24 protein-coding genes are annotated in these 25,267 nt (G+C 71.5%); 11 read left to right on the top strand and 13 right to left on the bottom strand.

Going from position 1 to position 25,267, the window contains the following annotated elements; genetic code table 11:
- Positions 1–10: 10 nt before the first annotated feature.
- Positions 11–1,180, bottom strand: coding sequence for an AraC family transcriptional regulator (locus H6726_00980; protein ID MCB9656193.1), 1,170 nt, complete (start codon positions 1,178–1,180; stop codon positions 11–13).
- Positions 1,181–1,242: 62 nt separating this feature from the next.
- Between H6726_00980 and H6726_00975 the strand changes: the two genes are divergently transcribed.
- Positions 1,243–1,680 carry a hypothetical protein gene (locus tag H6726_00975; protein MCB9656192.1) on the top strand — a complete coding sequence of 146 codons (438 nt, stop codon included), beginning with the start codon at positions 1,243–1,245 and terminating at the stop codon, positions 1,678–1,680.
- A 283-nt stretch (positions 1,681–1,963) separates the two neighbouring features.
- Complete coding sequence (locus tag H6726_00970; protein ID MCB9656191.1) at positions 1,964–2,233, top strand: hypothetical protein; 270 nt, start codon at positions 1,964–1,966, stop codon at positions 2,231–2,233.
- Between the two features lie 9 nt (positions 2,234–2,242).
- On the opposite strand, the gene H6726_00965 is transcribed toward H6726_00970, so the two are convergent.
- The 3 genes from H6726_00965 to xseA all read right to left on the bottom strand — a co-directional run bounded on the left by H6726_00965 (position 2,243) and on the right by xseA (position 5,817).
- The gene (locus H6726_00965) at positions 2,243–3,412 is read right to left on the bottom strand and encodes a beta-lactamase family protein (GenBank protein ID MCB9656190.1); all 1,170 of its coding nucleotides are present in this window, start codon (positions 3,410–3,412) and stop codon (positions 2,243–2,245) included.
- A gap of 75 nt (positions 3,413–3,487) precedes the next feature.
- The gene (locus H6726_00960) at positions 3,488–4,360 is read right to left on the bottom strand and encodes a shikimate dehydrogenase (protein ID MCB9656189.1); all 873 of its coding nucleotides are present in this window, start codon (positions 4,358–4,360) and stop codon (positions 3,488–3,490) included.
- Positions 4,357–5,817, bottom strand: a complete 1,461-nt coding sequence (xseA, locus tag H6726_00955) for an exodeoxyribonuclease VII large subunit (protein MCB9656188.1) — start codon at positions 5,815–5,817, stop codon at positions 4,357–4,359. The genes H6726_00960 and xseA overlap by 4 nt, the downstream gene beginning before the upstream one ends.
- A 71-nt stretch (positions 5,818–5,888) precedes the next feature.
- Here xseA and H6726_00950 point away from each other — a divergent pair, with 71 nt between their 5' ends.
- On the top strand, positions 5,889–7,244 hold the full coding sequence (locus H6726_00950) for an alpha/beta hydrolase (GenBank protein MCB9656187.1): 1,356 nt from the start codon (positions 5,889–5,891) through the stop codon (positions 7,242–7,244).
- 100 nt (positions 7,245–7,344) lie between these two features.
- The gene (locus H6726_00945; protein MCB9656186.1) at positions 7,345–7,983 is read left to right on the top strand and encodes a hypothetical protein; all 639 of its coding nucleotides are present in this window, start codon (positions 7,345–7,347) and stop codon (positions 7,981–7,983) included.
- 48 nt (positions 7,984–8,031) lie between these two features.
- On the opposite strand, the gene H6726_00940 is transcribed toward H6726_00945, so the two are convergent.
- From H6726_00940 to H6726_00930, 3 genes are all read right to left on the bottom strand, one after another.
- The gene (locus H6726_00940; GenBank protein ID MCB9656185.1) at positions 8,032–9,474 is read right to left on the bottom strand and encodes a hypothetical protein; all 1,443 of its coding nucleotides are present in this window, start codon (positions 9,472–9,474) and stop codon (positions 8,032–8,034) included.
- A gap of 29 nt (positions 9,475–9,503) precedes the next feature.
- Complete coding sequence (locus H6726_00935) at positions 9,504–9,902, bottom strand: hypothetical protein (GenBank protein MCB9656184.1); 399 nt, start codon at positions 9,900–9,902, stop codon at positions 9,504–9,506.
- A gap of 104 nt (positions 9,903–10,006) precedes the next feature.
- Positions 10,007–10,291: a hypothetical protein gene (locus H6726_00930; protein ID MCB9656183.1), complete on the bottom strand. Its 285-nt coding sequence runs from the start codon at positions 10,289–10,291 to the stop codon at positions 10,007–10,009.
- A 117-nt stretch (positions 10,292–10,408) separates the two neighbouring features.
- On the opposite strand from H6726_00930, the gene H6726_00925 reads away from it, so the two are divergent.
- From H6726_00925 to H6726_00910, 4 genes are read left to right on the top strand one after another with little or no spacing between them, the layout of a single operon-like run.
- Positions 10,409–11,851 carry a deoxyribodipyrimidine photo-lyase gene (locus tag H6726_00925; GenBank protein ID MCB9656182.1) on the top strand — a complete coding sequence of 481 codons (1,443 nt, stop codon included), beginning with the start codon at positions 10,409–10,411 and terminating at the stop codon, positions 11,849–11,851.
- On the top strand, positions 11,848–12,591 hold the full coding sequence (locus H6726_00920) for an ABC transporter ATP-binding protein (protein ID MCB9656181.1): 744 nt from the start codon (positions 11,848–11,850) through the stop codon (positions 12,589–12,591). The genes H6726_00925 and H6726_00920 overlap by 4 nt, the downstream gene beginning before the upstream one ends.
- 31 nt (positions 12,592–12,622) lie before the next feature.
- Positions 12,623–14,989 carry an ABC transporter permease gene (locus H6726_00915; protein ID MCB9656180.1) on the top strand — a complete coding sequence of 789 codons (2,367 nt, stop codon included), beginning with the start codon at positions 12,623–12,625 and terminating at the stop codon, positions 14,987–14,989.
- 4 nt (positions 14,990–14,993) lie between these two features.
- Positions 14,994–16,196 carry an HlyD family efflux transporter periplasmic adaptor subunit gene (locus tag H6726_00910; GenBank protein ID MCB9656179.1) on the top strand — a complete coding sequence of 401 codons (1,203 nt, stop codon included), beginning with the start codon at positions 14,994–14,996 and terminating at the stop codon, positions 16,194–16,196.
- Between the two features lie 74 nt (positions 16,197–16,270).
- On the opposite strand, the gene H6726_00905 is transcribed toward H6726_00910, so the two are convergent.
- The 3 genes from H6726_00905 to H6726_00895 are packed head-to-tail and all read right to left on the bottom strand — an operon-like array spanning position 16,271 to position 19,402.
- The gene (locus H6726_00905; protein MCB9656178.1) at positions 16,271–17,383 is read right to left on the bottom strand and encodes an alpha/beta hydrolase fold domain-containing protein; all 1,113 of its coding nucleotides are present in this window, start codon (positions 17,381–17,383) and stop codon (positions 16,271–16,273) included.
- Positions 17,384–17,430: 47 nt separating this feature from the next.
- Positions 17,431–18,261: an S-formylglutathione hydrolase gene (gene fghA / locus H6726_00900; GenBank protein MCB9656177.1), complete on the bottom strand. Its 831-nt coding sequence runs from the start codon at positions 18,259–18,261 to the stop codon at positions 17,431–17,433.
- A 22-nt stretch (positions 18,262–18,283) separates the two neighbouring features.
- Positions 18,284–19,402 (bottom strand): S-(hydroxymethyl)glutathione dehydrogenase/class III alcohol dehydrogenase, encoded by a 1,119-nt coding sequence (locus tag H6726_00895; GenBank protein ID MCB9656176.1) that lies wholly within the window; start codon positions 19,400–19,402, stop codon positions 18,284–18,286.
- Between the two features lie 304 nt (positions 19,403–19,706).
- Between H6726_00895 and H6726_00890 the strand changes: the two genes are divergently transcribed.
- The 3 genes from H6726_00890 (at position 19,707) to H6726_00880 (ending at position 22,590) form a co-directional block, all read left to right on the top strand.
- Positions 19,707–20,435, top strand: a complete 729-nt coding sequence (locus tag H6726_00890) for an RHS repeat protein (protein ID MCB9656175.1) — start codon at positions 19,707–19,709, stop codon at positions 20,433–20,435.
- A gap of 106 nt (positions 20,436–20,541) precedes the next feature.
- Positions 20,542–20,940: a hypothetical protein gene (locus H6726_00885; protein MCB9656174.1), complete on the top strand. Its 399-nt coding sequence runs from the start codon at positions 20,542–20,544 to the stop codon at positions 20,938–20,940.
- Positions 20,941–21,054: 114 nt separating this feature from the next.
- On the top strand, positions 21,055–22,590 hold the full coding sequence (locus H6726_00880) for an NAD(P)/FAD-dependent oxidoreductase (GenBank protein MCB9656173.1): 1,536 nt from the start codon (positions 21,055–21,057) through the stop codon (positions 22,588–22,590).
- Here the strand turns inward: H6726_00880 and H6726_00875 are convergent.
- Genes H6726_00875 through H6726_00865 form a run of 3 tightly spaced genes read right to left on the bottom strand, consistent with a single transcriptional unit; the run spans position 22,547 to position 25,253 of the window.
- Entirely contained in the window at positions 22,547–23,284 is a 738-nt protein-coding gene (locus H6726_00875; GenBank protein ID MCB9656172.1) for a hypothetical protein, read from the bottom strand. The two genes, H6726_00880 and H6726_00875, sit on opposite strands and share 44 nt — an antisense overlap.
- A gap of 59 nt (positions 23,285–23,343) precedes the next feature.
- A complete protein-coding gene (locus tag H6726_00870; GenBank protein MCB9656171.1) occupies positions 23,344–24,279 on the bottom strand; it encodes a hypothetical protein in 936 nt (311 codons plus the stop codon).
- 38 nt (positions 24,280–24,317) lie between these two features.
- Complete coding sequence (locus tag H6726_00865) at positions 24,318–25,253, bottom strand: hypothetical protein (protein MCB9656170.1); 936 nt, start codon at positions 25,251–25,253, stop codon at positions 24,318–24,320.
- Between the last annotated feature and the right edge of the window lie 14 nt (positions 25,254–25,267).

Below are 25,267 nucleotides of genomic sequence, written 5' to 3'. Positions count from 1 at the left end.
TCCGCCCGCGTCAGGCGGAGCGCTCGGCGTCTGCCGTCCGACCCAGCTCGGCGTCGCGGTAGGCGCTCGGCGTCTTCCCGGTCCAGCGCTTGAACGCGCGGTGGAACGCGCTGGTCTCCGAGAAGCCCATCTCGTACGCGATGTCACCGATGGTGCGGCGCGTGTTCCGCAGCAGGCGTCCCGCGACCAGCGCCGCGGCTTCGTTCTGCACGGCCTGGTAGCTCATGCCTTCGTCCGAAAGGCGCCTCCGCAGCGAGCGTACGCTGAGCTCCATCCAACCCGCGACGCTCTCCATCTCCACGCGGTGCGGCGCGGGGTCTTGCACCAGCAGGTCGCGCACGCGCAGCGCGTACGGCGTGCTCTGGGTCACGCGCAGCAGGCGCCGCTCGGCCACCTCCTCGAGAGCGGCGCGCACCTCGTCGTCGCGCAGGGGCGAAGCGGCTTGCAGCACCACGTCGTCGAACACGAAGCCGCTGAACGGCGCCTCGAAGGTCGGGGCCTGCCCGAAGAAGCCGTCGTACACGTCGCGGTAGGCGGGCGCGGGGTACGCGAAGCAGGGCTGCGCAGGGCGCGCTGCCCCACCGAACCAGTGAAAGAGCCGCCAGAAACCCCCGACGATGAGCTCGGCCGAGAAGCGCCGCAGCTCGGGCGCCTCACCCAGCGCAGGCACGCAGCGCAGCAGCAGACGGTCACCGTGGGGCACCACCTCGTAGCTGCCCTGGTCGGAGAGCAGCAGGAAGTACTGCGCGAGCAGCGACAGCCCCTGCCGCAGGCTCGCGCTGTGCGCGATGAGGTTCGACAGGGGCGCGAACGACGTGGCGCTCGAGCTGTCCGCCCAGCGCAGACCGAGGGCGGGGTCCCCGCTCAACCGCAGCGCCACGCTGCACGCGTCGTGGAAGGCCCGCAGCGGGATGCGCGCGTCGGGGTCGTCGAGCTTGTCGAGGCCACAGTCGACCACCGCCAGCAGCGACTCACGCGGCACGCCCAGCGGCTCGGTGGCCGTCAAGAGCCCGCGTAGCACCAGCGCAGACACCGTGGCGTCCGCCGTCACGCCCACGAAGGGTGGCGCGCTGGGGGTCAGCCGCCCCGCGCCGAGTAGGTGCACGTCACTCTGACGCGTACTCGGACGCTCCTCTGGCGTGGCGGGCGTGATCGTTACGCGGGACGGTCGTGGGCTCACGTGCTGATAATATCATCATTTCAGTGCGTGGAGGTGGGCAACCGTCCTACCCTGTTCGGTGTATGGACGACGACGCGCTCCCACCCGCGCCCATGGCGCACCGCCTGCTAGGGCTCGCTGCGATCGTCGCGGTGGTGGGTGGTGTGGCGTATGGCTTCGCGCAGTACCGCGCCCAGCCCGAGACCGACATGGCGCTCGCGTTCTTGAACGAGGTACGTCAGGAGGCGCCGACCGCGCGGACGCGTGCCGCCGGGGACGCGCTCGCGGTGCTCGACGGGCAACCCGGGGAGAGCAGCCCCGGGTTGAACGCCGCTCGTGACAGCCGCTCGTTCCAGGCCGTGCACACCCACGTGCAGTGGGGGGCGCGCTGCATCGAAGTGCACGCCTATGGCACGACACGCTACACGCTGTTTGTCGAGGTGCTGGAAGAGGCCGAGGAGTTCCGTGTGACGCGCGTGGTCACCATGCCGACCCACAACGGCCCCTGCGCGCCCGACTAGCCGCCGCGCGCCGCGTGGACGACCATGCTACGGGAGTGGGGTCCGAAGGTAGGGGGGCATGGTCGCGTCATCGGGGGCGCTCCACGCGCGCTGAGGTGTCGTATCGCACCTCGTGGGGCAACCTGCCCCGCATCAGACCGGCGATTGGCGGACAGACTGCGGATCATCTGCGCGCCGCGCCGTCTCGCGGCGCCATTTGCGAAGGTGGCACGCGGGCTGCACTAGCTCGGGGCAGTCGCGGTCGAGGTGACCCGACCGAACGTAACTCGTCCCCGAGGAATCCATGCCCAAACTGCCCTTCATCATCGCCCTGCTCGCCCTGAACACCACGGGCTGCGCCGAAGAGTTCATCGACTGCACCGACATCTGCACCGACGTCGAAGACTGCGTCGGCGACGAGTTCGGCGTGCGCGACTGCCGCCAGAGCTGCGTCGATCAGTCGCAGAACGCCATCAACGAGTGCGACGCCTGCCTCGACAGCACGGACACATGCGGAGACTGCCTGGTCGAGTGCGCGCCGCTCGGCCTCATGATGCTCGCCGACGAGGAGTGAGCGCCGCGTTCAGCGCGCCTCGTCGAACAGCGTGTTCAGGATGGGGGCCGTGAGCACCCGGATCTCCGCGCCCAAGGTGGCCTCGGCCTCGAGCAGGATCATCACGCCATAGCCGCGCTCCGTGTCCAACCACGGGGTCGCGCCGTAGGCCCCGAGGTCCGCCACGACGCCGGGCTCCTCGCGGCTCACCCACCACCCGAAGCCGTAGCCAGGCAGCGACGGGTCGATGGTGTCGCCGTCGTAGACCTCGCCGATGCGGTCCTCCTGCATGCGCGCGACGGCGCCACGGCTGAGCGCGCGGCGGCCGTTGCTGCACACGCCCCCGCGCAGGTGCATCAGCAGGATCTCGCCGTAGTCGGCGACCGTGGTGTACCCACCGCCCTCGATGCTCGGGTTGCGTGTGGGCGTGAGCGTCGCCGTGTCCCCGGTGAAGAAGTCCGGATAGCTGAGCGCGGCGTCCACACCTCCTTCGACGAAGCCCTGCGCGAACTGGTTGGTGTAGGCCAGCGTTCCGAGCTCGCACGGCTCGACGTAGGTGTCGTGCACCAACTCGGCCCACGTCTGCCCGCTCGCGATCTCGGCGATGGCGCCGGCCAGTTGCCACTGCCCCCCGCCGTAACGGAAGCGCGTGTCGGGCGGGGCGATGTCGGCCGAGTCGTCCGCTTCGTAGATGCTGCGCCCGCACGCCTGCAGCGTCCCGAGCAGGCTGTACTGGCACAGGTACGGCTCGTACGTGGGGTTGTCGATCAGCCCCACCATGCCCGAGCTGTTCGAGAGCATCTGTGCGAGCGTGAACGTGCGCTCGCGCATCCACGCAGGGTTCTGCTGCGCGCCCACCTGGGCGATGGGCTCATCGACGTCCACCAGGCCGAGGTCGTCGAGACGCATCAGCACGCCCGCCGAGATGATCTTACTCGCAGAGGCGAGCAGCGAGATGCGGTCGGGCGCGAACGTCCCGAAGGCACGCTGGTGCAGCACGCCCCAGTCGCGGTGCACGACGATGACGTTCGCGCCGTCGAGCTCGTTCTCGGTCAGGAACGCCTCGATGGTGGCGTCGAAGGTGCCGAAGTCGAGGGAGGGCGCGGGCCCCGGGCCGCCGTCGCCACACGAGGCGAGGGAGGCGCCGCACAGGCTGGCCGTGAGCAATAGAACAGTCGGCAGGGGAGAGCGCACGAACATCGAGGCATCCTTGTGCGGGCCGTGGGAGGGGCGGCTCGCTGGTTGGCGCAGGATGTCAGAATCTCCCCGCTGAGGCTATGTCAGTGAGGCTTCGAGGGCGCACTGCATGACGTCCACGGGCGGCGCGTGCCCTGTCCAGCGCTCGAACGCGAGCGCGCCCTGGTGCACCAGCATGCCCAGCCCGTCCACGCACACGAGGCCGCGCGCTGCGGCGCGGCGCATGACCGTCGTCTCGCGGGGTTGATAGACCAGGTCGACCACACGCGCCTCGTCGGGCAGCAGCTCGAGCGGGAGCGCGTCGGCGAAGGCCTGCGCGTCGGGTCGGCCGTGCAGCGTGGCGCTGGTGGCTTGCACCAAGAGCGAGGTCTGCTGGTAGGCAGCGCGCACAGCGTCGTCGTCCTCGCCGAGGGGACGCACGCGGCCGTCCAGCGCAGGGTTCAGGTCGGCCGCCAGCGCGTCGGCCTGCTCGCGACGGCGGGCTACCACGACCACCTCGGCGGCACCGCGTCGCGCGAGGCCCACGACCGCGGCGCGCGCGGCTCCCCCTGCGCCCAGCACCAGCACGCGTGCGTCTTGCAGTGGCACGTGCGCGTCTTCGAGCGAGCGCACGAGCCCAGGGGCGTCCGTGTTCTCGCCGCGCAGCGTTCCGTCGGGCTCGTGGATGACCGTGTTCACCGCGCCGATGGCGCGCGCGTCGGGGTGGACGTCGTCCAAGAACGCCATGACCTGCTCCTTGTGCGGGAGCGTCACGTTCACACCGCGCAGCCCGAGGGCGCGTATGCCGCGCACGGCGTCGCCCAGCCGCTCCGGTGCGACAGGGAAGGGCATGTACGCGACGTCCAGGCCGAGGGCCTGCGCGGCCGCGTGGTGCATGAGCGGGGAGCGGGAGTGCTGCACGGGCCAGCCGAAGATGCCGAGCAGCGTGGTGGCGGACGTGATGGCCGTCATGGGGTCTCTCTCTCGGGCAGGGGAGCGTCCGGGTCGTCGCGCAGCACCGCGCGCACCTCGGCCTGCAGGCGCGCGCGCGCCACGCGCACGGAGATGCGGTCGCCGACGGACACGTCGTCTGCGTCGCGCAGGGCGCGCCCGTCTTCCCGTTGGGCGATGGCGTAGCCGCGCGAGAGCACCCGCAGCGGCGAGAGCGCGTCGAGCGCCGTCAGGTGCTGAGCCAGCGTGTGCTGCGCGTCGCCGAGCACGCGCTTCACTGCGGGGCCGAGCGCAGCCCGCTGCAGGTCGATTGCGCGTCGCTCCTGGGTGATCTTCGCCGTCATCAGGCGCTGCAGCTCGGCCTCGAGCGCCTCGAAGTCGCGTCGTTGCCGCTCGAGCGCGCGGCGGGGGTCGTGCGGCGCGAGGCGCGCGGTCAGCTCGGCGAGCGCACGCTGCCTCGCAGCGAGCGGCCTCCGCGCGGCGTCCTCGAGGCGCCGGTGATACGCCGCCAGCGTGCGCTCCGCGTGCCCCAGGGCGCTGCGGGGGTCGCGCAGCCTGCGCTCGGCGCGCTCCAGCTTCAGGCGCTCGCGGTCCAGGCGCGCCTCGAGCGCGCGCATCAAGCGCCGCTGCCAGCCGTCCACCTCGGCCAGCAGCGCGTCGCGCGCGGGCACCACCAGCTCGGCGGCGTTCGAAGGCGTGGCGGCGCGCTGATCGGCCACCAGCTCCGCCAGCGTCACGTCCGTCTCGTGCCCCACGCCCACCACGATGGGCACACGGCACGCGGCGACCGCGCGCACCACGCGCTCGTCGTTGAACGACCACAGGTCCTCGGCCGAGCCACCGCCGCGCGTGAGGATGACCACGTCCACGTCGGGCTCCGCCTGCACCCGCGCGAGCGCGCGCACGATGGACCCCGGGGCCTCCGCGCCCTGCACGCGACAGTCCGACAGCACGATGCGCACGGGGCAGCGCTCGCCGGCCACGCGCAGCACGTCCTGATAGGCGGCGCTGCTGCCGCTGGTGACCACGCCCACGGTGCGCGGGAGGCGCGGCAGCGGGCGCTTGCGTTGCGGGTCCAGCAGCCCCTCGCTGGCCAGCTTGCGCCGCAGCAGCTCGAAGCGCGCGCGCAGCTCACCGTCTCCGGCGGGCACCGCGATGCGCACCATCAGCTGGTAGTTGCCGCGGGGCTCGTAGAGGGTCAGCTGGCCGCGCACGCGCACCCGCTCGCCGTCGCGGATGGTCGCGCGCGTGCGGGCGGCGTCGCTACGGAACATCACGCACGACACCTGGGCGGGGTCGCGCTCGTCGCTCAGGTTGAAGTAGAGGTGCCCCGAGGGCGCGCGCTTGGCCTGCGTGATCTCGCCTTCGACCCACACGTCGCCGAAGCGGTCCTCGAGGCTCAGCCGCACGGCGCGGTTGAGCTCGCTCACGCGCAGCACGCGCGGTCGGGCCGGGGAACGGACGGGCTCGAAGGGCATCGGGTCGGGACTATCGCACAGTGCGTGGCGACGGGTAGCCCGCGCGCCGGTTCACCCCTACGCTTGGGGAGATGTCACCCACGCTGAGCTGGGCCTTCTTGAGCGTGAGCCTCGTCGGGGCGTGGTTCACCTACAACGCGTACCGGCCGCCGAGCCGCCCCGCGGCCTGGGCCACGGCGTGCTTCTTCGCAGGCTGGCTCACCGTCGAGCTCGCCGCGCACCACCTGCTGTGGCAGTTCGCGGCGGCCATGGCCTTCGTCTACTACGGGGCGCTCGACCAGTGGCCCGGCTGGCTGGCCCTGCTGGTGTGTCTGGTCTCGTGGGCTTCGCTGATGCGTCTGCACCAGCGCGGGGCGCTCGCGGCCGACGCGGCGCACGGCGCGGTCCATGGGACGCTTGCCGCCGGGACCAGCATGGACGAAGACGGCGTCGCGCTCACGCTGGATCCGGCCGCGGGCATGCCTACCCTGGGCCCCGTCCGCCTGCGTCACTACGCGCTACCGTTCCAGATGAAGCAGCGCCGCGTCACCAGCGTGCGCAACGTGGTGTTTGCCGAGGTGGGCGGCCGCAAGCTGCGCGCCGACATCTACCACCGCGAGGACCGGCCCGCGAACGCGCCCGTGCTGGTGTTCGCGCACGGCGGCGGCTGGGTGCTGGGCTTCAAGGAGTTCCAGGCGCTGCCCATGCTCAACCGCATGGCCGCCGAGGGCTGGGTCTGCATCAGCGTGGATTACCGCCTCAGCCCGCGCGCCACCTTCCCGGACCACATCGCCGACGTGAACCGCGGCATCGCCTGGGCCAAGGCGCACGCACACGAGTACGGCGGGGACGCCTCGTTCGTCGCGGTCAGCGGCAACTCGGCGGGCGCGCACCTGGCGGCCCTCGCCGCGCTCACCTGGGACGACCCCGCCTTCAAGCCGGGCTTCGAAGAGGCCGACACACGCGTGCAGGCGGCGGTCACGTTCTACGGCGTGTACGACCTGACCAACCGCTTCGGGCACTGGCCGCACCGTGGCATCGAGGGCTTGGTGGAGCGCACCGTGCTGAAGGCCAAGCGCCACGAGCAACCGGAGCTCTTCGAGGCCGCCTCGCCCATCGCCCGCGTGCGCGCGGACGCGCCGCCCTGGTTGGTGGTGCACGGCACGCACGACTCGCTGGTGCCCGTAGGCGAGGGGCGCCGCTTCAGCGAGACGCTGCGTGAGGTGTCGCGCGCGCCGGTCTGCTACGCCGAGATCCCCGACGCGCAGCACGCGTTCGAGATCTTCCGTTCGGTGCGCGGGCACCACACGCTACGCGCCGTGCGCGACTTCCTCAACACGGTGTATGCGCGGCGCGGAGCGCTCCAAGCGGCGGACCTGGTCCAGCCCGCGCGTGAGGCGCGCGCCGTCGCCGAAGCGCCGCTGTCCGCCGAGCTGCACGGCGCGTAGGACGCGTCTCGGCGCAGGGGCCGAGGCCCGCCGGTGGAGCGCCAGACGTGCGGCCCACGGGATTGCCTTCCCAAGGCAGGCACGGGCATGATGTGTCCGTATGGGACTCGCGATCGCGGTCGGCTTCCTCGCCGACATGAAAGAGAACGACGAAGAGGGCTATGAGTGGGCACAGCACATGCTCGCAAACGTTAACCGCGCGTTGAGCGCCGAGCGGCTGCCCACGTGGGAGGAACCGGAGGCCGTCGAGGTCACCCTGCGACCGCACGCGGACTCGTTCCCCTATTCGTTCATCCACTTCCTGCGGCGAGCCTATGTGCTGGCGCTCGCGGCGCCGAGCGACCTGCCACCGACCAATGGGCAGCTCACCAGCGAAGACCATGAGCGCATGGAGGACGAGTCCGCGATGCTGGCTTCACACCTGCTCTGCCACTCCGACGCCGAGGGCGTATACGTCCCCGTCGATCTGGCCGAGCCCGTGTTTGCCTCGCCCGACAGTGGAGTCCCGGGCGGCGGACTGATCGGGTCGTCGCAAGGGTTGCTGCGCGAGCTGCGCATTGTCGCGCCTTACCTCGGCGTGACGCTCGACCCCGATCTGAGCGATGCGGAGGCGGCGCGTCTCGATGCGCTTGGCTGGGACGAGGAGAACCCTTTCCACCGCGAGCACACCGTGTTCCTTGCGCTGTGGGAAGCCGCGCGCGTGAGCGTGGCCGAGGGGACCGCGATCGTGTTCACGTGAGGTCGGCCGGCGGGCGGGCCACGACGCGCGACAGCCCGTGAGGCGGCGTCAGTCCTGCCAGTAGAACAGCAGGTCGTGCACTCTGAGCGGCTCGCGCCTCCCGAAGAAGTAGACGGGCAGGCCATGCACCACACGCGCGGCCAGGTCGTCGTCGATGAAGGTGAAGCCTGCGGATTCGAGGGCACGCGCGGCCGCGTCGGGGAGGGCGTCCCACGAGCGGACGAAGCGGTCGAGCTCGCACACCAGGAGCGTGCGGTCGTCGACGGAGAGCTCCGTGTACGTGCCGTACCCTTGCTGTCGCGCGGCGCCCACCGGCGTGGGCTCGCCGACGGGTACGCCCGCGTCCCGCAGGACCCGCTGCGCCTCACGGCCGAGCTGCATCAGGGTGTGGTCGGCCTCGACGCCCGTGACCGCCAGCAGGATGCCTTCGAGCAGGAAGCGGGGGTCGGTCTCGCGCTGCCCCGGGAGGTACTCGCGCAGCACCGCGTGGCGGACGCGCTCAGGGATGGAAGGGAGGGGCACGATCGGCTGACCCGTCTCCATGAGCCAGTCGTAGAGCTCGGCGTCGCGCTTCTGCACGGCCCCGTCCTCGCTGCGGTCGTGGTCCGCGATCGCAGCCCGATCGTGCAGCAGCACCAGCGCCGAGACGGCCGCGGCAGCGGGCCCCACGAGTGGTGGTGGTGGGGCCTCGGCGACGGCGCGTACCACCGCGTCGCGGCGCACATCGGCGAACGCCCAGAGGACGTCTGCCGAGACCGCTCGGGCGCGGAGGGCGTGTCGCGCGCGGTCCGCCACCGCGGGCGCGGGGTCTTCGAGCGCGAGCAGCAGCGCCTCCGTGTGGTCCGCCTCTGGGGCGAGCCCCACGAGCGCGCCCGTCCCTTCGCACAGGCGCACGGCCAGGTGACGCGCTCGAGCCTGTGGCGCGCGGCGCATCATCTGTGCGAGGTCGTCCGCACCCCAGCGCGTTAGCACGGCCTCGAGCCCATGAACGCCCACCAACGCGGCCACGCCCTCCTCGCCGGCGAGCGCTCGGTGACGCCAGGGGTCGTAGCTCAGCTCTGCGAGCGCGTCGGCCGCCTCGAGGTCGCCCAGCTGCCCCCGCGCGCGCACGACGGCCTCGTGCAGGCCGTAGGGCGACGACTCGGGCGTGCACGCGCGCAGCCACCCGAGCGCCCGCGCGCGGCGAGCCTCGTGCGCCGGCTCCATCGCACCCCAGGTGGACGCCAGCGCGTCCAGCAGCGCCACCCGCAGCTCGGTGGTGTCCTTGGGGTCGGCCACGCGCTCCCACATGGCGTCCATGGCGGCCTCGGGCGCGCGCCCGGTCAGCCCACGTGCACAGGCGCGCCGCCGCCACCAGGGCTCACGGGCGTCGCAAGCCAGCTCCGCGAGCGCGCTCGCGTCTGCCTCCCGCAGCGCGGCGTCCGCACGGTGGGCTTCGTCGGGTGTCGAGAGCAGCGTGCGCAGGCGAGCGCGTGGACGCGAGAACAGCACGGCGTGAGCGTGCCACACCCGCTGCGGCGTCAGTCCGGCTCCGTGCCGTGCGGCGCACTGCGCTCCGCCTCCACCACCGCGCGCAGGGCCGCGCTGCCCTCCACCGCGGCGGCTGCGGAGGTGAAGATCATCGCGAGCAGCGCCAGCGCCTGCATGGCCAACAGCGGCATCTGCCCCGCGACACGAAACACCACGCACACCCCGCTGGTGAGCGCGGCGAGGGCGCTCGCGCTCACCGCGAAGCCGGACGCGAGCCACGCCTTCCGCAGTAAGCGCGCGCGGGCCATCACGTCCGCACCCGCCTCACCCTCGCGGCGTGCGCGGAAGAGCGCGGCGACGCGCAGCTGCACCACCCAGTTCAGCAACAGCGCGGAGGGGAGCAAAGCCAGCGGCGTGCCCCAGAAGGTCTGCATGGTGAGCTCGTGCACGTCCAACGAGTATCACGAGCACGGGCACAGGAGGCCCGCCAAGAGCGCGCGGCGCCTGCTGAGGCCAAGGGGCGGAATGAGGCCCAGGAGCGGACAGCCCGTGCTCAGCCGGGCCGCGGGACCTTCGTGGCCACGCCGCTCTCGCCGGGCTTGAACGCGGGGGCCGCCATGGTGTCGGCGCGTGCGCGCTCGGACGTGGCCGTCGCCTCGCCGTCGCTCGCCAGCTTCCGGATGCGATCGTAGATCTCTCGCGCGCGGTCCGCGTGCTGTGCCTCGGCGGAGCCTGGCTCGAGGTGCGCAAAGAGGAGCTTGGCCGTCTCCAAGCCAACGGCCACAGCGTCGAGCTCGACGCTGTGGTGGCGGATTTGGACGGTCTCCTCGCGGGGCATGACGAGGTGGGGATACCCCAAGCTGGGATTTGTGTCCAGTGAGATTGGAAACTGAGCCCAAATTAGCCTCGATCGGGGATGGTTGCGAGTCTTCCTTCGTGGCGTAGTGTCCGCTCCATGCCGACGCGCACACTGGTGTGGTTCCGCGGGAAGGACCTGCGGGTCAGCGACCATGGACCGCTCGCGTGGGCGGCTGCGGCGGGGGAGGTCGTGCCCCTCTTCGTGGTGGACCCGTATTTCTTCGCGCCCGAGCGCGCGCAGCAGCTACCGCACCGCGCGCAGTTCCTGGTGGAGTCGCTGCACGGCCTGGCCGACGAGCTGGCGCGCCGAGGCTCGCAGCTGCTGGTCGTGCGCGGACGCAGCGTCGACGTGGTCCCACGGCTGGTCGACGCGCTGCGCATCGACCACGTGGTGGCGCAGCGCTGGGTGGAGCCGTTTGCGCGCGAGCGCGACCGTCGCGTCACAGCCGCGCTCGGCCCCCGCTTCGAGCTGTTCGAGGGCGAGACCCTCATCCCGCCCGGCACGCTCCGCACGCAGGGCGGCAAGCCCTACGCCGTGTACAGCCAGTTCGCGCGGGCGTTCCATCGCGAGGCCCAGATTGGCGCGCCCATCCCGGCTCCCCGCACGCTTCCTCCCGTGCCCCCCGACGTCCTCGCCGCCGTCGCGAGCGAGCCGCTGCCCACGCTGTCCGAGCTGGGCCTCACGCACAACGACGCCCTCCAGCGTGGCGGCGAGCGCGCCGCCAACCAGCGCCTGCGGGCGTTCCGGCTGGACGGGGCTGCGCGCTACGCCGCGGAGCGCGACCGCATGGACCTGGCGGGCACCAGCCGCCTCTCCGCGGACCTCAAGTTCGGCACGCTCTCCGTGCGGCAGGTGTGGAGCGAGATCGAGCGCGCCCACGGCAAGACCGAGCCCGGGCAGAAGTTCCTGAGTGAGCTGCTGTGGCGCGAGTTCGCACACAGCACGCTGTGGGACCGGCCCGAGCTGCTGCGCGAGCCGTTTCGGCCTGGCTTCGTGGGCTTCCCCTGGCTGACCCCCGAGCAAGCGCCCGCGCTGTGGCAGGCGTGGACCGAGGGGCGTACGGGCTACCCCGTGGTGGACGCAGCGGCCCGGCAGCTGCTCACCGAGGGCTACGTACACAACCGCGCGCGCATGATCGCGGCCAGCTTCCTCACGAAGCACCTGCTCATCACGTACCGCGCGGGCGAGGCGCACTACCTGAAGTACCTCACCGACGGCGACTGGGCGCAGAACAACGCGGGCTGGCAGTGGTCCGCGGGCTGCGGCTGTGACGCCCAGCCGTACTTCCGCGTGTTCAACCCCACGCTGCAAGGGACGCGCTTCGACCCCGAGGGGGACTACGTGCGCCGCTACGTGCCCGAGCTCGCCCGCATGCCCAGCAAGCACATCCACGCGCCCAGCGAGGCGCCCGAAGGCGTGCTCTCGCAGGCGGGCGTCACGCTCGGGCGTGACTATCCGCGTCCGGTGGTCGACCATGCCACCGCGCGCGAGCGCTTCCTCGCGTTGGCCAAGGAACACCTCAAGGGAGACGCCGCATGAGCCCCCGAGCCGCATCGCCTGTGAAGGCACCGTCCGACGGCGTGGTGCTGAGCGCGCGCGCCGTCACCAAGGTCTACCGCATGGGCGAGGTGGACGTGCACGCCCTACGCGGGGTGGACTGGGACCTCCACGAGGGCGAGATGACCGTGCTGGTGGGGGCAAGCGGCTCGGGCAAGAGCACGCTGCTGAACATCATGGGCGGGCTCGACACGCCCACCGCGGGCACGGTCCGCTACCGCGACAAGGACCTGAGCCGCGCGACGCAGAGCGAGCTGACTCGCTTCCGCCGCGAGCACGTGGGCTTCGTGTTCCAGTTCTACAACCTGGTGGCCAGCCTCACGGCGCGCGAGAATGTGGAGCTGGTGACCGACCTGGTGGACCACGCCATGAGCCCCGACGAGGCCCTCGAGCGCGTCGGGCTGCGCGAGCGCGCAGGTCACTTCCCCGCGCAGCTGTCGGGTGGCGAGCAGCAGCGCGTGGCCATCGCGCGCGCCATCGCCAAGCGCCCCGACGTGCTCCTGTGCGACGAGCCCACGGGCGCGCTCGACTCGCACACGGGCGTGCGCGTGCTGTCGGTGCTGAGCGAGATCAACCGCGAGCTGGGCACCACCACGGCCATCATCACGCACAACGCGCCCGTGGCCAGCATCGCCGACCGCCGCATCGTGGTGGCCGACGGCCAGGTGGTGACCAACGAGACCGGGTTCGCGAAGGTGAACCCCGAGGACCTGTCCTGGTGACTGCGCGCGAACGGCAGGAGGGACGCGCCGCGTGATCGGTCCCCTGCACCGCAAGCTGCTGCGTGACCTGCGCGACCTGCGCGGGCCGATCCTCACCATCGCGGTCGTGGTCGCTTGCGGGGTGAGCGCCTTCGTCAGCTTGGCCGGGACGCACCGCGCGCTCGTGAGCGCACGCACGCACTACTACGGCGCGCAGCGCATGGGGGACGTCTTCGCGAGCGCCGAGCGCGTACCGGAGAGCGTCACCCCACGCCTGACGGAGCTGCCCGGCGTGAGCCGCGTGCAGACGCGCATCACCACCAGCGTGCGTGTCCCCATGCCGAGCCTGCGCAGCCCGGCCGACGGAGTCGCCGTGTCCATCCCGCGCGACGGGGACGCGCGGCTGGGCGCCGTGCGGCTGGTCCGCGGCCGACGTCCGCGCCCGGGGCACGACGACGAGGTGCTGTTGCTCGAGGCCTTCGCGAACGCGCATAGGCTTCATCCTGGGGCGCCGCTCACGGTCGTGATCGAAGGGCAGGAGCGCACGCTGCGCGTCGTCGGCCTCGGCACCTCGCCGGAGTGGGTCTTCGCGGTGCAGGCGGGCAGCTTCGCGCCCGACGACGCGCGCTTCGCGGTCATCTGGATGCCGCGGCCTGCGTTGGCAGCGGTCACGGGGCTCGAGGGGGCCTTCAACGACGTGGTGCTCGAGCTGCAGGCGCACCAGAGCCCCGCCGCGGTCATCGACGCCGTCGACCGCCTGCTCGACCCCTACGGCACGCCTGGCGCCTACGGCCTCGCACGCCAGCCCTCGCACTTTTACCTGGACCAAGAGCTCACGCAGCTCGAGGGCATGGCCAACTTCGCGCCGTTCCTGTTCCTGGCCGTGGCGGCCTTCCTGCTGAACGTGGTGCTCGCGCGCATCGTCGCGCTGCAGCGCGGCATCGTCGCCACCCTCAAGGCGGTGGGCTACCGCGACCTGAGCATCGCCTGGCACTACCTCGAGCTGGTGATCGTGATCGTCGCGCTGGGCGCGGTCTTCGGCCTGCTGCTCGGCGCGCTGATGGGCGACCTCCTGACGGAGCTGTACCTCGGCTTCTATCACCTGCCGCGCCTCGCCTTCGCCATCCCCCGGGACATCGCCGGCATGGCCATCGTGACGGCGCTCGCGTCCGGTGTCGTGGGCGGGCTCGGCGCGGTGCGCGGCATCCTGCGCATGACCCCGGCCGAGGCGATGCGCCCCGCGACGCCTCCCACCTATCGCGGCGGACAGCAGCTGCCCATGTGGGTGCGCCGCGTGGTGTCGCCCTCGCTGCGGATGGTCACACGTGAGCTGGTGCGGCAGCCCGTGCGCACCGTGCTGAGCGTGATGGGCATCGCCCTCTCCGTCGGGCTGCTGGTGCTTGGCGCGTCCATCACCGACTCGATGAAGGTGCTCATCGACCAGATGCTGCCCGCCGTGCAGCGCGAGGACCTCACCGTGATCCTGCGTTCGCCCGTGCCGCAGGCCGAGCTCTCGACGTTCCGCGCGATCGAAGGTGTGCGACGCGCGGAGGGGATGCGCGCCCTGCCCGTGCGCTTCGAGGCCGGGCCGCGCATGCGGGCGGCGGTCATCAACGGCTACCCCGACCCGCACCGGCTGCGGCCGCTGCGTGACCTGGCAGGGCACGAGCAGCCCATCCCGCGTCACGGCGTGATCCTGACCGACATCCTCGCCGAGCGCCTGGGCGTGGCACCGGGAGAGCACGTGCGGGTGCGCACGCTGACGGGCGCGCGGCGCACACTCGACATTCCGGTCGCGGGCGTGGTGAGCGAGGCGATGGGCATGGCGGGCCACATGAGCCTGGCGGAGCTGCACCGCCTGCTGCGCGAGCCGGTGACCATCGACCAGGTCCTGCTCTCCGTGGACGCCCGCCTCGAAGGGAGCGTCCAGGCGCGCGTCGACGAGCTGCCGTTGGTGGGCTCGTCGGGCAATGCCAAGCGCGCCATCCGGCAGTTCGCCGAGCAGAGCGGCCGCTCGATGGACGTGTTTGCGCTGGTCATCGCCCTCTTCGCGGCGGCCATCACCATCGGCGTGGTCTACAACAACGCGCGCATCACGCTCAACGCGCGTCAGCGCGACCTAGCCTCCATGCGCATCCTCGGGTTCACCAAGGCCGAGATCGGCGCGGTGCTGCTGGGCGAGCTGACGCTGCAGGTGGGCCTCGCGTTGCCCTTCGGGCTGTGGCTGGGGCGCAAGATGTTGGACGGCATGATGTCCAACGTGGACCCCGAGGCCTTCCGCATGCCCGCCGTGATCGACTCCGGAAGCTACGCCACGGCCGCCGTGGTCACTGTGGTGGCCTCGCTCGTGGCGGGCTACATCGTCCGCCGTCGGCTCGACTCGCTCGACCTGATCGGCACGCTGAAGACAAGGGAATGACCCCATGAGTGAACGCGCAAGCCTCCGCCGCAACCTCCGCTACCTCGTCTACGCGCTGCTCGCCGTAGGCTTCGTGGCCGCCGTCTACACGGCCTCGCAGCCCAAGCCACAGCCCGTCGATACGGCGCTGGTCACGCAGGGGCGGCTGGTGGTCGTGGTCGAGGACGACGGGCGCACGCGGGTCAGCGACCGCTACACCGTGTCGGCGCCCATCGCGGGCTCGCTCGCGCGCATCGCCCTCGAGCCCGGGGACGCGGTCGCCGCGGACGACGTGGTGGCGCACCTGAACGCCATGGAGGTGGGCCTCTTGGACCCCCGTGCGCGGGCTCAGGCCGAGGCCAGCCTGGCCGCGGCGGTCGCGAGCCAAGCGCGCGTGCGGGCCGAGGTCGCACGCGCCGAGACGGCCGCGCAGTTCGCGGAGCGCGAGCAGGCCCGCGTGGATGGCCTCGTGAACTCTGGCGGCGTGGCGCGCGCCGTCGTGGACCGCGCTCACTACGAAGCGACGAGCGCCCAGGAGGCGCTATCGAGCGCCCGCTTCGCCGCGCGCGTGGCCGACCACGAGGTGCGCGTGGTGCGTGCCTCCCTCAGCCGTGAGGGCACGGACGGAGACGTCTTGCCGTTGCTGTCGCCCGTGGAGGGCGTGGTACTCCGCGTCTTCGCCGAGAGCGCGGGCGTGGTGCAGGCGGGTCAGCCGCTGCTCGAGATCGGCGACCCCCGGCGGCTCGAGGTGGTCGTGGACGTGCTCACCACGGAGGCCGTCGCCGTCGAGGTCGGCGACTCGGTCGAGCTGGTGCGCTGGGGCGGCGAGGGCAGCCTGCACGGGCGGGTGCGCGTGAAGGAACCCTCGGCGTTCACGACGCGCAGCGCGCTGGGCGTGGAGGAGCAGCGCGTGCGCGTGGTGATCGAGCTGCAGGACACCCCCGAGGCGCGCGCCGGGCTGGCAGACGGCTACCGCGTGGAAGCCCGCATCGAGGTCGACGCGGCGGACGACGTGCTCCGCGTTCCGTCGAGCGCGCTCTTCCGTGACGGTGACGGGTGGGCCGCCTACGTGGTGCGCGACGGCGTGGCCCGTAAGGTCGCGCTCACCCTGGGCCTCGAGAACCCCGACGCGGCCGAGGTGCAGAGTGGCCTGCACGAGGGAGACGTGGTCATCGTCCACCCCGGCGACAGCATCCACGACGGCGCGCTGGTCACACGGCGCCCGTGACCGACGCGCCGTGCGCGCTGGTCGCGCGCTGCGATGCGGACGCGGGTCACGCGGCGGCCGCGACGTGAGCCCCCTCAGGGGGCCTGGACGTCCAGCACACGCAGCGAGAAGTCCACCACCGTCTCGCCGCTCGGGTCCACCAGGTCGCGCCCATGGGCGTACGCCACCACGGGGACGCCCACCTCGACGGCGCGGTCGTGCACGGCGCGTGCGTGGTCCGGGTGGTGGAACGCCACGTCGGGCGTGAGCGGGCGCGACACGGGGGTGTTCTCGTTGCGTACGAAGATCGGCGGGTCGTCGTGGCTCATCAGGCCCAGCATGTCGACGGCGGCGCGGTAGCGCAGCGTCTCCGGCGAGTCGAAGTCCTCGAGCTCGGTGATGCCGTAGAACGCGAGCAGCCTTCCGTCGAGGCCGATGGCGGCGGCCAGGCCCAGGAGGTCGAAGTTGTACTCCACGAACACGTCGGTGTCCCAGCGCCCCAGGTCGTACGTGGCCTGCGTCTCGAGCGCGACCACCCCGCTGACCCGCGTGGACTCTCGCAGCACGGGCTCCGGGTGGTTCCGGACGGCGAGCTCGCTGGCCGTGCCCAGCCACAGGCTCAAGCCGGCGCCGGCCGAGACGCCCATGACCACCACGCGCGTGGGGTCCAGCCCCAGCTCCTCCGCGTGCAGGCGCAGGTACTGCAGGCACACCTGTCCGTCGTGCATGGGCTTGATCACGCCCTCGGCGTCGGGCTCTTGCAGCAGGCGGTAGTCGGCGGTGCCGTAGATGACGCCCGCGTCCACCAGGGCGCGCAGGTCGTCGCCGACGCTACCCCCGTAGGCGTTGGTGCGCGAGCCGCCGGTGAACCCGCCGCCATGGAAGAACAGCACCAGGGGGGCGGGGGCCGTGAGACCCGTGGGCACGAAGAGGTCCACGACGGTCTCCGCGAACGGGCCGCAGGGGACGCCGTCGTAGTAGGTGGCGTCGAGGTCTTCGAAGCCACTCGGGGGCGTGCCGGGGGAGAGGGTGAGGGCCGCCGTACTGTCCCAGCCGGACACGTCGGGTTCGCCGAGCGCCGCGGCGGGGTTGGCTTCGTCGTCACCGCAGCCCGCGCACAAGGCGAGGGTCAGGGCCGCGAGGGAGGCGGCGAGCCGAGTGGATGCGGAGTGGCGGGTGCTTCGCTGGTGGGTTCGTGCGGTGGACACCGATACCGTCATAGTCGACGGCGCGCTCGGCGTCCATCCCGAGACGGTCAGCCCCGCAGGTGCTGCGCGTGGAACGCGACGTGGTCGCCCACGAACGAGCTGATGAAGTAGTAGCTGTGGTCGTAGCCCTCTTGCATGCGCAGCGTCAGCGGGTGTTGCGCGCGCTCGCACGCGGCCGTGAGGCGCTCGGGCTGCAGCTGCGCGTCGAGGAAGTTGTCGGCCGTGCCCTGATCCACCAAGAGCGGCACCTTCTCGGTCGCGGTCGCGACCAACTCGCACGTGTCCCACTCCCTCCACAGCGCCGTGTCCTCGCCCAAGTACGCTGTGAAGGCCTTGTGGCCCCACGGGACCTGCGTGGGCGCGACGATGGGCGCAAAGGCCGATGCGCTCCGGAACATGCCCGGGTTCTTCAGTGCGACCACGAGCGCGCCGTGGCCGCCCATGGAGTGCCCCATGATCGCGCGCCGGTCGCTCACCGGGAAGTTCGCCGCCACCCACGCGGGCAGCTCCTGCGCGACGTAGTCGTACATGTGAAAGTGCGTGGCCCACGGCTCCTGCGTGGCGTTCAGGTAGAAACCCGCGCCCTGCCCGAGGTCGTAGGCGTCGTCGTCGGGCACGCCCTTGCCGCGCGGGCTGGTGTCCGGTGCCACGAGGATGATGCCGTGCTCGGCCGCGAAGCGCTGTGCCCCCGCCTTGGTGATGAAGTTCTGCTCGGTGCAGGTCAGACCGGCCAGGAAGTACAGCACCGGGCAGGGGCCCGCCGCCGCCTGGGGCGGCAGGTAGACGCCCACGCGCGCGTCGCCGCCGAGGGACTCGGACGTGTGCTGGTAGACCTCCTGCACGCCTCCGAACTGCTTGTGGGACTCGATGCGTTCCATGCGGCTCCGTGGGCTCTCGCGCTCAGCGATCGAAGTGGATGACGGTGCGGATGGACTCGCCCGCGTGCATCAGGTCGAAGGCCTCGTTGATGCGCTCGAGCGGCAGCGTGTGCGTGATGAACGGGTCGAGGTCCAACTCTCCGCGCATGGCCTGCTCCACCATGCCCGGCAGCTCGGTGCGCCCGCGCACGCCGCCGAAGGCGGTGCCGCGCCAGACGCGCCCGGTCACCAGCTGGAACGGCCGCGTCTTGATCTCCTGGCCCGCGCCCGCCACGCCGATGATGACGCTCTCGCCCCAGCCCTTGTGGCAGCACTCGAGCGCCGCGCGCATGACCTCCACGTTGCCGATGCACTCGAAGCTGAAGTCGACGCCGCCGTCGGTGAGCTCGACGATCACCTCCTGGATGGGTCGCCCGTCGTAGTCCTTCGGGTTGATGCAGTCGGTGGCGCCCAGCTGCTTGGCCAGCTCGAACTTGCTGGGGTTGATGTCCACCGCGACGATGCGCCCCGCCTGCGCCTGCTTGGCGCCCACGATCACGGCCAGCCCGATGCCGCCCAGGCCGAACACGGCGACGCTGTCTCCCGCCTTCACCTTGGCGGTGTTGTGCACCGCGCCGATGCCAGTGGTGACGCCGCAGCCCAGCAGGCAGACCTTCTCGAGCGGGGCCTGGTCGTTGACCTTGGCGAGCGAGATCTCCGGCACGACCGTGTACTCGCTGAACGTGCTGCAGCCCATGTAGTGGAAGATGGGCTTGCCCTCGTACGAGAAGCGCGACGTCCCGTCCGGCATGAGGCCCTTCCCCTGCGTGGCGCGCACCGCCTGACACAGGTTGGTCTTGCCGCTCTTGCAGAACTTGCACTCGCGACACTCGGCTGTGTAGAGCGGGATGACGCGGTCGCCCTTGGCCAGGCTGGTCACACCCTCGCCGACCTCGACCACCACGCCGCCGCCCTCGTGCCCGAGCACGGCCGGGAAGATGCCCTCCGGGTCGTCCCCGCTGAGCGTGAAGGCGTCTGTGTGGCACACGCCGGTGTGCGTGATCTTGACCAGCACCTCGCCCTTCTGGGGCGGGGCGACGTCGATCTCGACGATCTCGAGGGGCTTGCCAGCGGCAAAGGCGACAGCGGCGCGACTCTTCATGGGGGTCCTCGTGGGTTCAGAAAACCGCCGAGCGCGACGCTGCACTCGGCGGGGGTTGGACACTAGCACAGCGCGCGGACGCATCCGCCGTGTTGCTCTCGACAGCCTCGGCGAACACGGACAACCTTCACGCATGCACACTAGGTCACCAATTCGTCCGTGTTTCTTCGTCGCAATCCTACTCCACTCGGCGTTGGCGGGATGTGCACCTTCCCCCTCGGGATCTCGGAGCGCGCAAGCGGTGCTGGTCGCGCCCCTCGCGGCGTTGACTGGCCACGCAGACCCCATGCACGGACGGTGCGTCGTGGCCCACCCATCGGGTAACGACCTCGTCTACGCGTACGAGAGCGGGCGCTTGGTGTCCAGCGAGGTGTCGGCCATGGGCGCGACACTCCTGTACGCCTATGACGCCGAGGGACGCTTGGCCCGAATCGACGGGACTCTGCAGGGGAGCCCCGCGTGGGTGCAGCACTTCACGTACGGTGACGACGGGCGCCTCGTGTCGCGGACGATGCTCGGCGCCGAGGATGGTCGCGAGCGGGAGAGCTGGACGTTCTCCTACGATGCGATGGGGCGCTTGGTGGGTGCCGCACGCCAACTCGCTGACGTCGGCGAGAGGGCGTGTTCGCTTGGTTACGACGCCGCGGGACGGTTCGAGACCTACCGTTGCGAAGCCGCGAACGACGATGTACCCGACGAGGCCGGCAGCGTCAGCTACGACGAAGACGGTCGCGTCGTGATGCTCGAGAAGGCTCATGGCGAGCTGGGGTCCATGCGACAGGAGTTCCGCTACGCACCTACCGGTCTCGTGACGAGCGTCGTCGTTCGCGACGAGAGCGGCGCGGAGCGCATGACGGACGACGTCGTCCACGACGGCCAGGGACGCGTGTCTTCCATCCGGTCGAGGGGAAGCGACATCCGCTTGTCTTACGAAGGTGACTTCGGACCGGGCGCGCGCTGCGGAGCAGCGCCCCCTGCGCCGGCCGGGTTCCCCGCGCTGATGCTCATCCCCTGGTTCGGCCTGAGCAACTGATCGGGCAAGCGCATCTCGTGCGACCGTCTGGCCCCGAGACGAACGCCGCAAGAACGGGTATCCTGGGGCTGCGTGCGCGGGGGTGCGAGCCCTGGCCAGAACACGTATGCCCATCTACTTCGACGACTCCATCCACCCCAACGTGCTGATCACCATCACGGGTAACGTCGATGCGGACGAGTACGAGCGCTACCACGAGCGGCTGCTGAGCTCGATGCGTGGCGCGAAGCAGTCGGGCGTCAAGATCGGCATCGTGGTCGACGGCCGCAACTCACAGCCCCCCGGGGCCAAGGAGCGCAGGCGCATGGCGCAGTTCCTCGAGGACCACAGCGCGCTGCTCGCCGAGACCGTGAGCGGACAGGCCATCGTGCTGTCCAACGCGCTCCAGCGCGGGGTGCTCACGGCCATCCTGTGGGTGCGACCCTTCCCGATGCCGCACTTGGTGTGCGCCACGCCGGCCGAGGGGCTGGCTTGGGTGCGCTCGCTTTCGCGCAGCGCCGCCTGAGGGGTGCGCGCGGTTGGGGGCGGGGCTGGCCCGAAACGACCAGAACTTGGCCGCTCACGCCGTGCCCTCCGCGGGCCGCCCTTGGCATGCTGACCGGGAGCGAAAGGAACGCTGATGAACAACGACGACGTGGATGTGCTGATCGTGGGTGCGGGCCTGTCTGGCGTGGGAGCCGCCTGGCACCTGCGTGACAAGTGCCCCGGCAAGACCTTCGCGTTGCTCGAGGGGCGGCAGCGCATGGGCGGCACCTGGGACCTGTTCCGCTACCCCGGGGTGCGCTCGGACACGGACATGTACACGCTCGGGTACAAGTTCAAGCCTTGGAAGAGCACCCAGACCATCGCCGACGGGTCCCTCATCCGGTCCTATGTCGAGGAGACCGCGCGCGAGGCCGGCATCGACCAGCACATCCGCTTCGGCCACAAGGTCACCCACGCGTCATGGTCGAGCGAGACCGCGCGCTGGACGGTGCGCGCGACACACACCGACGACCAAGGCACGCGTGACGTCACGCTGCGCTGCAACTTCCTGATGATGTGCTCGGGCTACTACAGCTACGACCAAGGCTTCACGCCGAAGTTCGAGGGGCGTGACCGCTTCCAAGGGCAGATCGTCCACCCGCAATTCTGGCCCGAGGACCTGGACTACACGGGCAAACGCGTGGTGGTCATCGGTTCGGGCGCCACGGCCATCACGCTGGTCCCCTCGATGGCCGACAAGGCCGCGCACGTGACCATGCTGCAGCGCTCGCCGACGTATCTCCTCAGCGTGCCGCGGGCGGACCGCATCTCCCCCTGGCTGCGGCGCTTCCTCCCCGACCAGGTGGTGCATCAGGCGGCGCGCCTGGCCTTCTTCTCCGCCCAGGCGGCGGTCTACCAGGGCAGCAAACGCGCGCCCGGGATCGCCAGGAAGGCGCTGCTGGCGGGTGTGCAGAAGCAGCTCGCCGGTGCCTCCTCCATGCGGCACTTCACGCCGCGCTACAAGCCGTGGGACGAGCGCATGTGCGCCGTGCCCGACGGCGACATGTTCACGGCCATCCGCGAGGGGCGCGTGTCGGTGGTCACGGACCACATCGAGACGTTCACCGAGACGGGCTTGCGCCTCGCCTCCGGTCAGGAGCTCGAGGCGGACATCATCATCACGGCCACCGGGCTCGAGCTGCGCCTGTTCGGCGGCATGGATATCGAGGTGGATGGCGTGCCCCAGGCCATGAACGAGGCGCTCACGTACAAGGGCGTGATGTTCGCGGGTGTCCCGAACCTCTCGCTCACCGTGGGCTACACCAACGCGTCGTGGACCCTGCGCGCCGACCTGGTAGCCGAGTACGTGTGCCGCCTGCTGGGGAGGATGGACGCGCAAGGCGTGAACCAGGTGGTGGCGCGGCACCCCGGGGCGCGCGTGGGCGTCAGGCCGATGTTGGAGATGGCCTCGGGCTACGTCGCGCGCGCCAAGGACGTGCTGCCGCGCCAGGGCGACGAGTCACCCTGGCAGCTGCCGCAGAGCTACAGGCGTGACCTGCGCGCGCTGCGCTTCGACAGGGTCGACGACGCCCACCTGCGCTTCAGCCGCGCGGGCGCACCCCGTGGCCGTCAGGACGCCCGGGCCGCTACTCGCGCGCGCGAGACGGGCCCCGCGTTGAACGTCGGCTGACGGACGGGGGGCTCGTCTCGGCGCCGTCTCGGGCACCGGCGGACGACGTCCCCGCTGCGGGCGTCGTCGCGCTCCGTGCCGTGCTCGACGTCCCCGGGGGGGCCTCGGCCGCAGGGTCTACCACGCGCACCACGAGCGTCACGTCTGCGCCCCGGCGGTGGACCACGACGGACCACGCGCCCGCGCCCCGCAGCCCTCCATAGGCGGCCAGCACCTCGCCGGGCGTGGTGGTCGGCCGGCCGTTGATGCTGCGCAGCACGTCCCCGTTGCGCAGCCCGAGGGCGGCCACCACGGAGTGCTGCCGGATGCCGGTGAGGCGATAGCCGAGCATGCCGTCACCCAGGTTGGCTGGCGCGACGCGTGCCGCGCGCGCGAACACGTTGATGTTCCCCAGCGCCAGGTCGCGCGCCTCACGCGTGATGGTCACGACGAGGGGCCCGACGCGGCGGATGCCACTCAAGATGCGCTCGGTCACCGTGGGGGGCGTGCTCGCGTCCTCGGTGGATGGCGTCCCCTGCGGGTCGGTCGTCCCCGCGCCCGTGTCGCGTGGGCGCGCCTCGCTGCCCGCGGTGGCTCGCGCCGGGCTGGGCGTCGCTCCCTCGCGCGCCGCGGAGCTGGGGACATCCGCCGCCGCGAGCGTGGGACGGGCGAGGAGCAGGGCAGCGCAGAGCAGCAGCGAGCGAGACGGAGACATGCGGCGTCAGCGTACACCGCGCGCCACTCGCTGGCACGATGCGGGGCCGTCGTATGGCGTCAGAACGGTCCGGTCGGGCCGCGTGGCGCCACGGTCGACTCTGCCTGGTCCGCGGCGATGCAGCCACTCGCCAGGAAGGTCAGCGTCACCGCCGAGATGGCTTCGTTGGCCACCGTCACGAGCGGCAGCAGGAGCAGCGAGGTCCCGACGTCGCGCGCCGACCCGAACATGTCCAGCGTTCCGCAGCTGCAACAGAACAGCACCACGCCGATGGCGACGAGGACGCCGAGCGTGCCCAGCAGCGCCCCGGTGTGTCGTGACATCCAGTCCACGCCCATGCTGAAGGCGTCACCGAACTCCCGCCCCGTGGCGACGAGGTAGAGCGCCGGGTAGAGCATGATCGCCGCGGCGAAGCCTGGCAGGATGCACGCGCCGAACCCCACCGACACGGCCACGGCGTACGCCAGCACCATGCCGAGGTTGGGAGCGAAGCGCTCGAGCGAGACGCGCAGGATGTCGCCTACGCCGCGCGTTGGGGCGTCGCCGCCGAGCACGAGCGCGCGCATCGGGCGCGCCAGACCGAGCCGCGCGGCGAACACCAGCACCGACAGCAGCGCCGCGAACACCTTCAGCGCGGTCGAGAGCAGTCCCGTCCCCGCGAACGCGTCGAAGTCTCCTGCGAAGACCTGGGCACGCACTCGGTGGTCCAGGTACTGCGCCACCCACAGCGGGCTGTTCGCCGCGAGCGAGGCCGCCGCCAGGACCCCGAACGCCCCCAGGAGCCCGCTCGGGACCAGCTGTCCCAGCAGGGTCTTGAACACGTCCATGGCGGCGTTGAAGTCCGCGATGGTCCGCACCGGGGCGCTGTCGCTGGGGCTCAGGGCGAAGGGCCCACCTGTGCTCCCGCCGGGGGGCGGCGCGGCCGCGGGCCCAGCCCCCGAAGGAACGCCACCACCGGGTTCGGGACCCGCACCGTCTCCGTCGAAGCTCGTCACACCCCGAGGCTATCACCCGTGGCCCGGTGCGGCGTCCGTCACGCCGCGCTGTCGTCACGCAGCTTGCGCATCTCCGTGAGCCCCGCGAACTTCTCCGGGTCCACGGGGTGCACGGTGACGTGCCCCACGGCGAGCGCGCGCTCGAAGGTCGCGTCGACCAGCGCGACGGGCACGCGCACAGTCCCCCACAGCTGGCCCTTGATCTCGACGGGGGCCGTGGTGGAGGCGGTGTCCTCCTCGATGCGCGTGCGGTCCGCCAAGAACACGAAGCCCGTGCTGGCGGGCACGCTGCCGCTCGCGAAGGCCAGCTCGATGCGCTTGGTGAAGTGCGGGTGCCGCATGCGCGTGCCCTGCGCCACGGCCCCCACGGCGTCCAGCTGCGCTGCGATGAGCGCCGGGCCGAACGCGCCGCGCGCGTCGCACAGATCCGCCAGCTGGCTGTCGGGCTCGGTGTGCAACGGGTCACGGCCCGTCACGAACACCACCTCGGCGCCCAGCTGGACGGTCACGCCGAACATCTTGAAGCGGCCCTGGGCCGGCTGTGAGGCCTCGTACTGCTGCCGATAGCGCTCCAGCTCGTCGGCGTTCAGCAGCGGCCCGGCGGGCAGCGACCGCAACGTGGCGCGCAGCCGGTCGCTGTGTTCGAAGCGAGTGGCCAGCTCCCAGCCCCACTCGCCGCGTGTGTACTCGGCGTCGAAGGCCACGTCCTGCTCGAGCGGCAGCGGCTTCTGGATGTGCACGTCCAGCGCGCAGGGGTACGTCGCGGCGCTGTCGTGCTCGTCGCAGCGCGCCAGCAGCGGCAGGGTCCGGACGTGGGCGTGATAGCCCCCGTGCAGGCGCCCCGGCGGGCCCTCGAGCGCCTTGCCGAAGCGCATGTGTCCCTCGAGCGCGACGGCGCCATCTGGATGCTGGCCGAGGTGCCGGCTGCGGACGTCCACTACGAGGTTGTCGAGGGCTTCGCGGCTGGCGCTCATGTCGAAAGTAGAAC

It is taken from the genome of Sandaracinaceae bacterium (assembly GCA_020633055.1).
Lineage (GTDB): Bacteria > Myxococcota_A > Polyangia > Polyangiales > Houyiibacteriaceae > JADJJE01.
The sequence above is the reverse complement of the archived record's forward strand: the minus strand, read 5'-3'. Positions and strand labels throughout refer to the sequence as shown.